This window comes from Cysteiniphilum sp. 19S12-1, from assembly GCF_052030685.1.
Classification (GTDB): Bacteria; Pseudomonadota; Gammaproteobacteria; order Francisellales; family Francisellaceae; genus Caedibacter.
Map to the genome: position 1 here is coordinate 48,391 of NZ_JBQAJM010000002.1, position 16,368 is coordinate 64,758.

Genomic DNA, 16,368 nt, shown 5'->3' on the forward strand with positions numbered 1-16,368 from the left:
TTCAATTATACCCCTCACCTGCGCAGCTTAAGCTGCACGAGCAATCCCACAAGGGAAGAGGTACTAGCTGATGCAACTTATTATTGATTCATTACTATGAATCACTTTACAAGCACCTTCACTTCGACCACTTGCGGGGAATTGATATAGAAAAATCGCGTCACAACATTAGCCACATATCGCACATAAGCGTAATAATGTGGATAAGCTGCCTCAATCACAAGTACATTGCTCACGTGATCATAATGAACTGCTTTAATCACTGATTTAAAAAATTGATATCTTTCTGCATTTTCCTCGCCATACAGGAATTTTAATGCCAACAAAAACCCATCATTATTGCGAATATCCAAATCGGAGAAAGCTCTAAAGACCTGCACCACACGATCAATATGACGAAAACTATTTAATCTAAGTTCAGACTTTAAAGCGATCAACTCAAAATGTGCACTTTGAGTGGTAAAGCTATTGGTGCTCACCTTGATCAAACTGCCATGTTCAGCTTTTTGTGTCCATTCCACTTTGGCAAAAATTCTTTTCTCAATATCTAATGCCTCGTTAATATCTTTAGGAGAATAGCTAAGTTTACCGACATGCTTATGAAAAACATATTCACTGACCGTATGATTATAATAATCTCTATACGGCTGGTTATTAACCCATACTTGATGAACATAACAAGCGCGAGCATCGGGATCCTCAGGGTGCAGCAAAGGGATTTTATCATAGCGTTGATCAATTTTTTGTGACGTTGAATAGGCTTCAAACAAATTAAATAGCGGAATAATATTAGTAATAAACAATCGATCTTTCTGGCTAATGAGTTCAAAAAAATCCGCTCTATCATATATCCCCATAGGAAATATCAACATCATTTCTTTGACTTTGGCAGTCGTTTCAGTCACCGGAATCTGCGACAGTTCGATACTTAATTTCAAAGAAAACTCAGGTGACAATAAATCTAGACGCGTTTTGTCATTTAACCCTAGCGTGTATGCATCGCTATTGTAAACCGTCGCTAAGACCTCCTTTTGCGTACCATCATCATAAATCACACGCACTTTAATTTTGTTGTCTTTAAGGAGCATTTCTTTTAATTGACACAGTTTAAACTCGGCTTGTTTCCATAACAAAGGATTGACCCACAAATCAAAGACATTGTGATTAAGCTCTGTTGGGGCATCAGTTTGTAATGAAACTTGCGTCGAGGTCGTTGTTAAATCGACATGATCAACCTTAAAACACGTCAAATTAACTTCGCTTAAATTGCTATAATGAAACTGTTTTTTTGCTTGAATATCATAAACATCAAAACGCTCTTTTGGCTCAAGGCTTAAGCAAGCTTTTTTAATCTTTGACTTAACAGCGATGAGCATATGCTTAGGCAATTGCATTAGCAGATTTTGGTTATAGCGTGATAAGCGATAATCTCGCTCACTTCTAAGTTGTGCCACCAAGTTGCTCTGAATATCCTTACCTAATGCATCAAACAAATGGGTCAACACCTGATAATGATCATCGGATAAATCATAGCTTTTACTAACAAAAGTCATTTTTTCATCAAGAAAATTCATACCCTTCACCCTGTCATTGTTGTCATTTGTGATGGATTGATAAAACTAACAACCCCGCCAACTGCTGTCGTGCACATTGCTTTATTATTCATCGTATTAATGGGAGAACCTTGCACCATCGTCATAATATTTGTTGGGATAAACTGTCCTGCTGGAATGCACGGCGAAATCGGTTTTAATGGGTTCCATGCCGGATTCGTCACTGCTGTGCAACTTGGCATCGGCAAAATATTTACCATAGGCGCGGCATCGGTGATATTAGCTGCCGGTTTGTTATTAATCAATACGGTTGCACGCAAGGTACTATACATACTAGGACCCAAACCAAAGGTGCATAACATTTGCGAGCTTGTACACGTGACCATTGTTGCTTGTGGTGAGCCGCTACTGGCACTTAATGCACTTGCCGTTTGACCACTTAATACGGCTGTATTACTCAACGAGTTATTTAAATTTGCTAAAGTAACCTCAAGTTCAGCTTGCTCAGCTACCTGTTTTGCTGTTTGCGTGCTTTGAGTATTACGCTGCTGAGTCGCAATCACATTTTGCATCTGCATCGTCTTTGCTTGCATTTCATCTAACGCTTTGGCTGCATTTTTTGACTTTTGCGCATGTGAGCCAATCTCGCCTGCCGCTGAAGCTAAAGCATTATTAATCTCATTAATTTCATCTTCAATATGCGTTAAATTCTCACAACTTTGTAGCTGATTCAATAGCTTAGGTGTTTCAGGAATTAAATCATTAACACTAGGAACACCGGATGCTGACATACTAGGTATCGCACCACTTAACAAAGCTTGCATGTTAGGTAGCGATTGGTTCCCCATGGCATTGATAAAATTTTGTTGATCCAATGCCATAAACTGATTTTGATAATTAAGCACTGGCACCAACACATCATTAAGGTTAGCCACACTCGCCATAGAGACACCGATAGGCAATGGTACCTCCTTATTTAACAACATTGACAAGCAATTTTGTAGGTCTTGCAAAGGAGATAATAAATCAACGGACAACGAAGGTAAGTTTGGCACCCCCATCAAAGGAGGCATCGAAAAGCTCATCGCATTTGCTAAATTTTGACATAATGCATCAAGTTCCATTTGAATTTGCTTAAGCAAACTTAACACATCAGGCAATGACATTGTATTAAGATCTATGCCTTGCAAAAAGCTTGCCAGATCAGGCAATGACGCCAAGCTTGACGTATTGACACTAGGTAAACTGATCTTGCCAATAAGCGATTTTAACTGACTAAAAGCATCCAACACCTCATCGCACAAACAACTGGCCACTTGCATATTCGCCGTAGGCGTTTTAGGTAGATTTTGTGATAGATTTTTAAGCTTCATCATTTCCGCATTGATACTTGCCTGCAATGCCAATGACGCATTACTTTCAGCCAACATTGCATTTAAACTTGCCGTATACGGTCCAACAATAGCGCTACTATCTAAGCTTTCTCCTTGAGGTAATTGCGGGAGTTTAGGCAAATGATCTAATGCGCTTTGTAGCTCAGTCATTTTTGGTAGCATCTCTTGTGCATTAAAACTCACATCAGGCACGCATGGACAGAGTGAATCATGTAGTGCATTAGCCTTTGCAGCAAGTTGTGATTGGAATGCCAAAGCCGTTGGTATTTGTTGCTTAAATTGATCTAATGCCGCTGTTGCACTTTGTAAATGTGTTTGATAGTTTGCTGAAAGCTCATCGCTACTAGGATCTCCTTGCCATGCCAACGCACTTGTTTTTAATCCCGAGAATTCTGTCACAACTGCGGCATTCGCATTGGTTAATTTTGATAATGGTGATGTGCTTACCTGTGATTGAGCAATGAGCAAACTCGGCGTCACTTTAGCAACACTCGTCAAATAATCACTTTGCAAGCGTGTCACTTGCTGTGATGGCATACTTGCAAATGCTTGCTCGAAACGCGCCTGCTTAGCCATTTGTAGATCACTGCCAATAAAATGCGATGTACCATGATCATTTAACACCATCACTACACCCTCACCGGCAACAACCTCCATCTTGCGATTTTCTGTTGTCTGACTTTGTTTGGATGCTGTTGATTGCGCATCGCCTAACATCCGCGCCTTTTTACTGACATTTTCAGCTACAAGTGGTAAACCAGCAGGCACCACAAACATCGACCAACTTTGCATTTGCCCATTTAGTTTATTCAGTGCTTGTTGCTTTTGTGTATCTTGCGTACTGCTTGTCAGCTCTTGGACATGTGCTGATGCCGTATTAGGATCCCCTAGTTGCACATTTTGCGCCTTGGCAACTTCTTCATGATAACTGACGATCGATTTAACCATTTCAGCGTCATGCTCAGGTAGTTTTATTTGTCCTGTTTGCTGCAAAAAATCTGTGTTTTTCATCATTAACTGATCGGTCGTGGGTAAAGCCGCTGCATTTGCAGTCTTAGCATCAAAAGAAGCATTGGGATACCCCATAAAATCAGCTAAGGTTTGCTTTTTTGCAATCTCACTTACTGCATCTTTTCCTTTATTACCTTTATTCCCATTACTCAAATCACTTAATTCTTTTGATAGATTCTCTTGATAATGAGCATACGCCTTTGTCTGATTATTAATATCTTCAACACTACTTTCTGAATTTAAGCCGAGAATATTTTTATGGATCTGCAGCAAACTTGTCTTTTGACTATTATCGTTTGCTACATTAGTAGCGTTTATTGCCAATGCTTGTGCTTGGCTTTTCTTTAGCTGATCACTCAAGGTATTGATATATTCACTGCTTGGTGTCATGGTTTGAGGGTCAACATTAATTCGCTGTGATTGCCGTGTTAATAGAGCTTTCTTTTCACTTTGCTGAAAATGGCTCACTTGCAGGCTTAAGCTCTCGGATATTTTAGCAACTTTTGACATATCACCACCGGATCTTGCATCGGTTAATGCATCACTTGCTGCTTTTAAACTTTGTATATTTGGTGCATCTGGTGCTTGGGTTGATCTAGAAGTCAAATCCGCAATTAATTTCTGTGTTTGATCCAGATGAACATTCTCAAGACCACTGGCTTTATAATCAGGACTAGCATATTGCTTCAATGAACTTAAGTTACGCTGCAAAACACTACTTTTTTGTGTTAAGCCTTGTATCTCACTTTCATTATAGACTGATAAGTTGTCAATAAACTTTTGAAAATATGCCAATTCATTTGCCATAAGCAGCCCTTAACCCAATGAGGTGGTTAAACCTTTTACCGTCGTACTTGTCGTGCCTTTAATATCCACTGTCATACCTTGCACAGAGACTGCTTGAGTGGCCTTAACAGCGATACTACCACCTTGCAAACTTGCGCTACTTGTTGATTTTAAACTTAACGAGTTTGATCCATTAATACTGACTTTATCCGCATTAAGCGTAATTTCACCGTCTTTGACTTCAATCACACTGCTACCCACTGCAAGCTTAATATCTTTATCTTTCAGTGAAATGCTCGTACTACTTTTTTGAATCAACACTTCATCCGTAGTCACTTTGACCGTGATATCACCAACGACAAATGCAATTGTTTTTTCAGCCTTTAAATTGTATTCATTACCAATTTGCAATACGGCATCACCCGCACTTTTATATTGGATATTACAGACTTCTTTTTCTTCTTTACCCTTCACAGCAACCGAAATCCCGTCGCTGTTCATTGCGATTGCGTGCTTTGCCATTATGAATCCTTTTTAACACTATATTGATTAATGATGAAACTTACACTTTCACCTTGCGGTTTCTCAATAAAATACTTCCAACCAGATACCGGCTGATGCTTCAAGATAAAATAAATAGCAACAGGCGTGTCACTCACATCTAAAGAGATCTTTTGCGCCCCTTGATCTGGCATAAATACATAGCGGCTAACACCTTGATCAAGTGCATTTTGGCTAATCGTTGCGTAGTCTGCGGTAACAAAACTCTTTTGATCTGCCGGTTGACTAATCAACATTGTGATTGGCTGTTTATCATTGGCATCTTTTGACATATCGACCTTAACCGTCATCGTTGTTGAGTGATACCAAGGGATTAACGAGCAGCCACTTAACATTAAAAACACTGCCGCTATCATTGTATACTTCATCATTTTTGCCATTATTTTACTCCTTTGTGGCGATTTAAGCCTATGCCCTTGGGCGTATACAATACGCCCCTACATGTTTGTCGTTTTTTTCATAATGTATACGACATCTATCTACGCCTGAAAATTATTCGCATTATTGTCTTGTTGATACTTAACCAATTTCAAAATGTCTGACTTTAGCTGAAAGCTCACGACAAAAGGCGCTACTTTGCTATTGTCACTACTGATTTTCCAACTACATAACCAGTCACTACTACAATTAGCATCTGCCAACATTTTAAATACTGCCCACTCACCTTGATAGGTTTTTTGATAGGTTACATTGCTGTTACTTAACCAACCAATGGACACGGTTGGCTGCAATTGCCAATCATAAACAATCGGATGGTTGCTTTGATCATAAGTATCTAAGCCCAGTACACGATTCTTGCTACCAATTTGCATAAACGACAACACCATTTTGCTAATGCCATCTAGGGAAACCTGTTTAAAAGGCGTTGCCGCTACAAACATATCAACTGCTCGCGGTTTGCCATCAGATGTCCATAAGTCACTTTGCAAACGATAGAAGTAATTAAATGAATCAACATAGCTGACAAGCGTCTTTTGTTGCTCTTGAGTCAAATTTTTGTCAACTTGCCAAATACCACTAATCGCATCTAAATGAATAAAGCCTTTAATAAGTAGTGAGTACATCTCGTTGTAAACAATGCCCTTAGGTCCAAACATATCATTTAACGCATCTGAACTAATAGTACTACTCGAGTTTAAATCCAATGGGAATTTACTTTTCACCAGTGCAATTTTTGGCACGATATCCAGATCCCATTGCTGTTTCAAATCAGTAATAAGATACTGTGCGACACTCAAGCGAATAATACTCTCTGGTACTTTAAGCAATTGATATGCCTCATTATTCGGCACACCTAAGGCGTCGATCAAACCATTTAGCTTTGCTAATAATGAATCTTCTTTGGTTGAATTGATCTCTTCATATAAACGGGTGTAATTTTCACGATTACGTTGATAGAGGTTGTTACTAATGGATGATAATACTTGCTTATAATCTTGATATTTCTCGGATGCCACAAATTCATTTAGTCGCGCGAAATTATTCGGAATAATTTGCAGCTCAGCAGGTAGTGTTTCGCCTTTAGCAAAGCTTGTATTGGTTTTGATATAATCAAGCATATTGCTAAATGGTGTATTATCTGAAGTCATATCAATCAAAAACATTTGCAGGTTATCGATCGACACTTTGGTTGGTAGCGCGTTTTGCAATACTTGACTCAACATCTGCACATATTGACTGGCATAATGTGTTAACGCTCCTTTTTCCAAACGATCAAATGCGCCATAGTTGATATTGTATTGCTGTAGCAATTTCACCAAATTTTCATAGCGCTTTAATAGCGGCAGAATAGTGTTCATCAACGTGTTTTTTGAATAAACTAACGACACAGCGGTTACGTTACGCGAGAAGACCGTTTTAAACGTGTATTGATAGTAATCACTGTCATCGAGCAAAGTAATCGTATTTTGATTGCGATTAAGGACACTGACCAAAATAGAGTTAAGCTCGGCACTTAATAAAATTCGCTTCCATACCTGCTCTTTTGACTGATCAACTGAACGCTTACTAAAAAACGCATTGATTTTATCGTTATAGTGAAACATTTGTTCAACGATATCCGAAAAGCTTGTAATATTATTCTGCGTAGCTGGAATAAGATTTTGTAAATCAATCAATGCCGTGCTACCGCTACAATAAGACTGATCCTGTGGTAAGGCGCTACCTAGTTTTGCCAAAAACTTGCTCACGCCTGAATTATTATTAAGCACATCATTGGTTAACATGTCAGGCACAACTTGTTGCAATAAACATACCTCTTGATGGGTAATCACGTTGCGACTGATATACTCCTTTAACTGATCATTAGTCGTATGGAAGTAATCACCATCAAAAAAAGTGCTCAACATCTTACCTGAAGTAATCGTGCTGGCTGAATGGATAATTTTAGAATCATCGGATTCTGCGTTGTATAAGTTATTGGGAATATGTGATACCAGTTTGCTGTTGTTACTGCCATAACGATAAACAATGCCTAACTGCTGAGAAGACAATCCAGTAACCAAAGAAATAAGCGATAAATTATCCTTTAGCACGTCGGCAACCTTACTTGAATTAGTGCTAGCAATAAGTGATAGATAAATTGCCTTATGTAGATAATCTTCTGTTTGATATATTTTCGGTAACAGCACATTTTCATACAAATAGTTAGCATATAAACGATTTAGTGTTTTATTGCCATGCGCATTATATAAAAAGGGCAATAATAGTTGATTGCGATAGTAACTTACCCATTGCTCATAGGTTTTAGCAGCTTCTTCCGTTTCCATCGTATCTAATGGTGCAAAAGGCCGCTTTAATTGAATAAACTCACTAAACTCATATTGCTGATAGGCATTATAGGCAAAGACCGTACTAAAGCATGCCGAAACAAACACTGCTGCAGGCACTAATATATGCCTTGGCTTTAATGCATTTTTATACGCTTTGGAACCAAAATCAAAAAACGTACTGTGATAATTTTTAGCATGTATACCAAAATCAAGATGAATTGCTTGAGCCGGCACTTGACCATAAGCGCCTTGCGTTAACTCCGAGACTAATTGTATTGCGGGCAAAGTCGCACGTTCAATTTGAGAAGCTGCCGTTAACGCACGCTGCACTTCAGTTGTATGATTATTTAAATCACTTAGCTTTACTGAGATTCGATGACGAATAACTGCAAATTCGTCATCCAACGTTGTTTTAATCTCATCAGCAGAGCTTGGCGCTTCAAAGCTTATCTTGGTATCATGTTTCAGCAAATCAAAAAGTGCTTCTATTTCTTCATCCATTGCAAAGTCAGCAACGGATAAATGTATCTGATAATTCCCATGTGAGAATAATGGCATCTGTGCCATAAATTTCTGAAACATCGCAAACTGACTCGATATGAAATCATTATTTGTCGCTTTTAACAGCACCACTGGTAATTGAATCGCACCACGATGGTAAAGCTTATTCAAAAAGGCATTAAACAACGGGACATTCAACTGCTTGGTACTTTCTAAGGTAATCACGACAATCACCTTGCCATGCCCAATGATGATTGATTGATGCGCATCAAGAATAGTAATCTCAAAGGCATCTAAATCAATCAAACCGCCAAGATAAGTCAAGGCATGATCCATATTACCCTCATACACACATAAAAAGGATGGCCAAAAGGCGTGTTTTGCCTGCTTTTGAATATTTAGCTGAGCGTCTGCATAGGGGTTTTTATTTTTCTTGGCTTTTGGCGCTGCTTTTTTCAAGCGACCAAACATTGACGTTGCCTTACTTTTTTCAGTCTTTAAGGTCTTGATCAACCACACAATAAAGACCAAAAAAGCAGCCACGCCCATCGCGCCAAACAGCATAACGGCATATTTACTGGTTAATAGACTCATTTTGACTCCTTTTCATCACTAAAGCTTAATATAATTCCCTGTTTATCACTAAACGCTAAGGCGTTAGTCCCCTCGCCATTTTTTGTCGATTGTTTTAGGTTAAACTGTTGATCGTTCGCATCTTGGGTATAACTAAGTGCACATTCTTGTTGTGCACCATAGAGTGTTTGCTGTGCTATTTTTTGTGAGGCTTTATCTTCAATCGTTGCTGTATTTAGCTTAACGGATTTAATGTCGACCGTTTCTGCTGAGTTAAACTGTAACAGCACAACATCTCCATTTCGTAATAAATTAAATGTATTTGCTGTTAAGCCAAAGCTTGCTACCGGAACATACAACGGTACAGGTTTACTTGGATCTTTATAAAGGGCTTTTGGCAAAGTACATGCATAACTTAATAAGTTCTCACTTTGCTTAGCATAGACGTAATTGGTGAGCTTAGTGCCTTGATCGTCAGCAAACGAGCTTTCGGTTTCAGACTGTCCTTTATAAAGCTTATAAGCATACTTAACACTATCATCAACATCTTTACCAATCGTTATCATCGCCTGTGTTTGAAATGCAGTAAACGGCTGATATTGAGGTAAATCATTTGCCTTAGCACTTTGATCTAACCATTGACTTTTAAGCTGCACAAAGTGCGTAATACCAGCAGGTGAGCCAATCATCGTGATTTTCTCATAGCGATCCTTGTCCGTTTCTGACTCATAGTTTTGCTCGGTTAATTTACGCTTCACAAATTCGATCGTTGCCTTATTTTGCACAAACTGAAAACGTTGAGAGCTCAAGATCACTTCTGTGCTTTGCCCGACAAAGGTGTTTTGCCATTGTATTTTATCCAAAGCGATCAAGTCATAACTTGGTGTTATCGGGAAAAAAGGCATAAGCTCACGCAAACTCACATGAAATTTCGCCACACAAGCCAAAGTACTTTGTAGATCATTCAAGATCTTTTGCTCAGTATTGGTGTAAACCTTCGCATCCTCAACGAATTGAACGCGATCAAGTGCAAAGCCTTTGATTAACGGCTGTTTTTCATTATAAATTTTTGCCAAGGGTTTTCTATCCGTATTCATATCTGCTAGATTCATCATATTCTGTGTTTTTGACCACAACGGTTGCACTTGGCAGTGTGCATGATCGATTTGAAATAAATCTTTTGAGGTTAATGTGCCCTTACCTTCTGGCTTTTTTTGCCAGTCACTTGTTAACGTGTCATATAAAACATAGCTGCTTTTGCCCTTTGTGAGCTTACTATAGTCATACACCAAATAAACACTGTAATGATCCAAAGCTTCAATGAAATAGTCATAGAAACTACGTGCGTAAGCGGATACCATCATTTGTTTTTGCTTGGTTGCAAGCTTTTTGCATTTACTCACATCAATTTGCACCCAGCTTTGAAAAAAAATATTGTCATTAAACACATCGTTATATGATTTATTAAAATCAACATAAACAGGTTGATGCTGTGACCAGAATGCCTTTAGTGGATCGCTAAATTTCAAAGTGAAAAAGGGCAACATCGAGGCAATTTTACTCGTTTGCTTATCAATATTTTGCTCAACCAAAGGATCGGCAAAACGCAAATGTTGATCGTTTGTCATGGAGGCAATTGCTTGTAATTGCAGCTTAGTTTGATACTTAGTATTTTTCTTATCAGGATCATCAAAAACATAGGTGTTTTCTAATGTAATCGCCATCGATAATGGGACATTCTGATACAAAAATGCATAATCTGGATGCACGCCATCATCATATGAGATTTGAAACTTAAGCATACCATCAAAGCCATAGCGTTTGAGCTCAAGATCAAGCTCCATAATATGATAATTCGCTAACATCAAACCTTTAAACTGCGATTTTTCAGTTTGATTTTGATATTTGTTACTGACTAGTGTTAATGGCTTTGTTGCTAGGTTTTCATCTAATGGATTAAGCTCAATCGTAATCACTTGCTCAACGATAAACGGATCATAACCAATCACTGGACGAATCTTAGTTTGCAGCAACGCAAACAACTTGCGTGACTCATTTTTACTGACAATACTCAGTGCGAAAAAGCGTGATAGCTTATTCACCACCTGTTTAAATTTAAAAATATCCACACCATCAAGTTGCAATAGTACTTCTTCAACTAATAAAGTCTCAAGCTCATCCAACATTAAACGCGCATTTTCAAGCATATTCGATGTATTTTGAAAATTTGTCTCTAGAATCTCATCCAATAGATTGATAAAAGTCAACTTTTCAAAATACACCTTAAAGGGTCGTATCACATAGCGTGATAACACACCTGCAGATAATAAATCAAGCACACGAGCATAAGCAATGCTCTGACGGAATCCAGGTTTTTGTTTGGTTTTGATGAGACCTAGAATCTTTTGATGCAACAGCTTTAATTTATCGATACTTTGCTCGTTTAACTCATCAATCACGGCAATGGTTAATACATCCAGTAACACGTGTGAGGTATAGGCAAAGCGCTCTGAGCTTAAGCTTAAATTTGGCAAAATTTCAGCTAATATGTCTGACAACTGCACATTAATGTCTTTCGTTTTAGATGTGTTTTGCTCTTGTTCTACTGCACTTGTGCTCTCATTATCAAGCACTGTGCTTTCATCTATTGTTGCCGCACCCATACTTCTTCCTTACATTGCCACTGGCTGTTTAAATTGACGCTTGGGATAAAACTCATGGCTATTAGGGTCTTTCTTGCCCTCATCCGCCACGGAAGTCACTGCAGTGCCATCTAGCAACACCAAATCAAATTGACCACTTGTCTGATAAGCATCAATTAAGCTTTGTAATTTAGCAGGTTCATCAAGAATCAAATATGCTTGCGCAAGCAATGCCTGTTTTTTTCCTTCATCAAAGACACCTCTGACTGCCAACCAGGTATTTTTCTTATTGGCATATGCGGGCTGATCAATATTCGATTTAGGGCACGACAAATACTCCATCACATCTTGATCAAAGCCACCAAAACTTTGAAAGGCAATTTCTCGCTGCGATTTCGGATCAATCATCACCCCTTTAAGCAATCGATACTTTTCAATTTCAACAATACTATCTTGAGTAAAAGTCTGCTTATCAAGCACATGATAGCTTGATTTAAACGTGTATTTTGATAAGGCACGTAAGCTCGCATCAGATTCCATACTGGTTAGAACATTCATATAAACCGGCGTTTTACGCTGACCATTGCGAGTGGTTTTCCTCGTGATAAGCGCATTATACTGAAGATCTTTTCTGCCTGCCGATGAACCTGTTAAATTATAAATATGTGCTAAAAATTGTGCTTGTGTGTTTTTTAGCTGCTCTTGTACGGCTAATTGTATTGTTGTGCGCTGTGTGCTTAGACTGCCAACCGCTTCCTTTTGGCGCTCACTGGTATTTGATAGCATTGCTTTTAATAATAAGCTTACCTTTAAATCATCAACCTTATACACTGGCGAGAACCCTTGATAACGCACATCACCACTCTCGTCAAAACGCTTGATCTGTAATTTAGTCATCACATCAACCGCCCAGACGCTTAATTGATTTTGCTCACTGCCACTGAAATTTCTGCTGCGTGTTGCGTATTCAATATTGATCGCAACTTTGACATAAGCCTGTAACAAAGCATGCATGATTTCAGCCGCAACCGTATAGAAGCTAACACTGTCATCATTTAATAATCTTTTCTCATTATTTTTAAATTCACTCACAGAGATTAGGTCTAAATACTTAGCGATAAATTCACTCAAAGAAACATTTGTGTCACCATTACATAGCTGTGCATAGCGGCTTTGTGCTGTGCCCTGCCCTAATGCTGATTGCATGCGTTCTGATAACACTTTATCTTTGCTATCACCCTGATAAATCGGCTCATCACCAATACCATGGGCATACATCTTAAGCATTAGTTCATTAAGTTGACTAAATAAACCATAGAGATTTACCATGTCTTCAGTATTAATGACAAAAGATACTAATTGACGTATATTTACATCGTTTTTCAAAGTCGAACTGCTACTGGATAACACTAATTGCATATAAATATAGGCTTTACTCTCAGAGTTAAATCCGCTCATAATCTGGCTTGGAATATCTTGAGCGGCGCCAACAGCCTGCACCATGGCAGTGAAGTTATAAGGTCTGCTGCCTAGCTTCTGTCCTAGCGCAATTTCTGTTAATTGATCCTCAATAACCATACTGACAAGCTTTGGCTGTTGATTATCAAAGCGCAAATCCTTTAAGATTTTGGCACCTTGCTCTAAATATGCATGCATTGAATCTTGGAAATCTTTGTAGCGCTTATCTTTCAAAGTGCTGGCAGCTTTAATGACATTCGCATCATAAAATGTATCTAGATTTTCTTCTAATTGTGGCGCATAGATTTGAGCCTTACTATCATCAACAAAGGCTTGGCAGAAACCAGTATAGCCTTGGGCTTTTGCCCAATCCTGCGCACCTTCAATAGCTTGCACCTGCTCATTAGTTTTGGTCACCAACTCCTTATAAACATCTAAGCGCTCTCTTAATTTGCTAATTTTACGAGCTGCTTGGTAACTATTACCATGCACCTTGACACGCGTTGCATCTTTTTGCAAAGACTCCTTCCACGCATCAATGCTTTTGGTTAACGCACGCGAGCTATCTTCAAATTTTGTATGCACTTCAGACAATACTTTAGTAAAGTTGGCAATAATCTGTTGAAAACTCTTTGTTCTAATAAACTCCTCGCCATACAACCCAACAAGCTGTCTTAGCGCTTGCTGCACTAAGTAAAGCTGAACCAAATGGTCATATTCAACCATTAAAGCCGCAACACATAGCGAAATCAAAAAGCGAAAATCGGTATCACTAACTCTTAAACTGGCAATTTGTTCAATAAGTGATAATTTTTGCTCTAAAAACAAATTGGTCTCATCAATATTAGGCGTTTTACCTTGAAAATAAGTAAATAGTTTTGCTTGAAGCTCTTTTTGGTCGATTTTACCGCGTTCAATCGCCCCTTTACCATATAATTCTTGGGTTGAGAAATACAGCATACTGTGCGCTAATTGCCAATGCACTACTATGTCATAGCTACTAAACTTAGCAAATTCATTGAGTAAACCCATGCGCGTTCTAAACATGTGTTGTAAAAATGGCATTTGTTCAGGGTATGACGCTGAAAACATCTGCATCGTTAATTCAGACACTTGTTTGATATGTGACTGATTAATGCCAAATACAAACTCATTAATAAATGCCGTCATCTGTCCATAGCATGCCTCACGATAATCTTGACTAGCATCAACATTAATGACTTTTTCTTTTGTTAAAAATGCCGCTTCAATTTCCTTTAAAAAGCCTTTTAACCCTTCCAAAGCCTCATGTCGTGCTTGGATAAATTGTGCAAATTCATCCTTACTCTCAGGCGCAAAGCATACCAACAGTTCATTGAGCTTTTTCTTGCCTTTAATTGCCGCTTTTTGCTCTAACTGGTAATTTATTACAAGTTCTTTAACTTGTGGGATTTGAGCAGTTTGATTATGAGTTAATGTCAGAGTATCTTTTTGTGCTACATATTCAATTGTTACTAATTTTAACGCATCAGTGACCTGATCCAATTTATCCACATCAGCTGTTGTTAATTTATCCTCTTCAACCATTAAAAACTCAAAGCTTGATGAAGTCATTTGTTGAAAGTATTTCTCTTTGCAGGTAGTAATAAAAATCCCATTATCAATCACTGGATAACTTGGGAATATAATTGTTGATAATTGAAATGGCAGATTTTTGACAACATATTCAAGCGATTTATCAGCTAGCATTAATGACACTTGATCTCCTGGCAAGCTCTTTTGTGCAAAGCTTTCAACCGCAACAATATAGTCTTGGAAAACACGTAAATGCCCTTGAAAATCATGCAGCTTAAAATAGCTTGATATCACTGTCTGGCGTTTATTCTTTAATATGCCAAATAGGTTACCCAATGATGCACTATCGACAAATACATCACACTGTTGTGCTGATTGCTGCAAATCATGAATGGCTTTTACTGACTCAGCATGTGCTTGTTGTGCCTCAACCAAATCTTTAGATACTTCATCAAACTGTGTTTGAAAATTAACCACTGCTTCACTTTCTTTGAAGCTACCCAAGACACCACTTTTTGATGTGTTCTGCGACTCCTTTAAGTTTTGACTAATAAGCTGTAACGCTTTAATATTTAATAAGTTTGCTACCTCGGTATCGGTAATTGCTGAGGCTTGACTACCACTGGCATAATCTGCCATCTTTTTAACTAATGCACCTTTGGAGGTTGTCTTTGAAAGCTTCTCAACAACCGCTTTGGCATCACTTGCAAGCTTTTGACGTTTATCTTTAATCTCCTGATCATGCTCAGGTCGGCGATACTCTTTTTGTAAGAACTCATTTAAGAAATGCATATGATAAAGGGCAATAGGCACAATACTGGCAATACCAAAGCTGCCTGAAACAAGTGTTTTATCATTATGACATTGCACATTTGGGCAGGTTAAGATCTTGACCAAGTGTGTCACAATTACCGCTGTTTTCCATAAGTTCTCATCATGGATGATCCACAACTTTTTCTGCTCAGAGTAGTAGCATCCAGCATACAGCTTTTCATCGTCCTCTTTAGTGACCTTTTTAGCATCCTCATTCATTGCCAACCATTCATAATAAGAAACATATTCGTGATAGAGGGACTCAAGCACTTTAGCAATCAACTTTAAGTTATCACTTTCGAGATTTTCATAATTAAATGTCAGCACATTTTTTAACATCCGTGGGTTTAAACAATCGGTAATATAAGCATTTTTACCTTGGAACCAATCTGCAAAACGAATTTTTGTCTTTTGCCAAAATGAGGTTTTTTCCTGTACTTTATCAAACTGCTCTTTACTAACTTGCGCGCCCATTTTAACGGCGACATCAAAAGCACGTTCGTTATAGCCAGAGCTCACCATATTCTTAAGAGCCATTTTTTTATCATTAAAAAAATCACGATAAGCTTGGCCTTGCGCCGGTTTTGCAACAATCACCACCGTATCATAATCAGCAACAGCCAGTTGGGTTTCAATATCCTCACTAGCACTTAAACGCTTTTGCACCTCATTGTAGCCATCGATTACCTTACCTGCATTTGAGGCTAATGTCGCCAATTGTACTGCTCCACTAATTAAGCCCATGCTCAAA

At 38.4% G+C, this 16,368-nt stretch carries 7 protein-coding genes; all 7 read right to left on the reverse strand.

Annotated elements, in window-relative coordinates; translation table 11 throughout:
* Nucleotides 1-101: 101 nt before the first annotated feature.
* The gene (gene iglH, locus ACTS4L_RS00985) at nucleotides 102-1,574 is read right to left on the reverse strand and encodes a type VI secretion system baseplate subunit TssF/IglH (protein ID WP_440616016.1); all 1,473 of its coding nucleotides are present in this window, start codon (nucleotides 1,572-1,574) and stop codon (nucleotides 102-104) included.
* 5 nt (nucleotides 1,575-1,579) lie between these two features.
* A complete protein-coding gene (locus ACTS4L_RS00990; protein ID WP_440651610.1) occupies nucleotides 1,580-4,765 on the reverse strand; it encodes a DUF4280 domain-containing protein in 3,186 nt (1,061 codons plus the stop codon).
* A gap of 9 nt (nucleotides 4,766-4,774) precedes the next feature.
* Nucleotides 4,775-5,266, reverse strand: coding sequence for a type VI secretion system tip protein TssI/VgrG (gene tssI / locus ACTS4L_RS00995; protein ID WP_440616018.1), 492 nt, complete (start codon nucleotides 5,264-5,266; stop codon nucleotides 4,775-4,777).
* Entirely contained in the window at nucleotides 5,266-5,685 is a 420-nt protein-coding gene (gene iglE / locus ACTS4L_RS01000) for a type VI secretion system lipoprotein IglE (protein WP_440616019.1), read from the reverse strand. The genes tssI and iglE overlap by 1 nt, the downstream gene beginning before the upstream one ends.
* Before the next feature lie 99 nt (nucleotides 5,686-5,784).
* Nucleotides 5,785-9,171, reverse strand: coding sequence for a hypothetical protein (locus ACTS4L_RS01005; RefSeq protein ID WP_440616020.1), 3,387 nt, complete (start codon nucleotides 9,169-9,171; stop codon nucleotides 5,785-5,787).
* Nucleotides 9,168-11,813, reverse strand: a complete 2,646-nt coding sequence (locus ACTS4L_RS01010; RefSeq protein ID WP_440616021.1) for a hypothetical protein — start codon at nucleotides 11,811-11,813, stop codon at nucleotides 9,168-9,170. The genes ACTS4L_RS01005 and ACTS4L_RS01010 overlap by 4 nt, the downstream gene beginning before the upstream one ends.
* Nucleotides 11,814-11,822: 9 nt before the next feature.
* Nucleotides 11,823-16,361, reverse strand: a complete 4,539-nt coding sequence (locus ACTS4L_RS01015; protein WP_440651612.1) for a hypothetical protein — start codon at nucleotides 16,359-16,361, stop codon at nucleotides 11,823-11,825.
* Nucleotides 16,362-16,368: the final 7 nt, after the last annotated feature.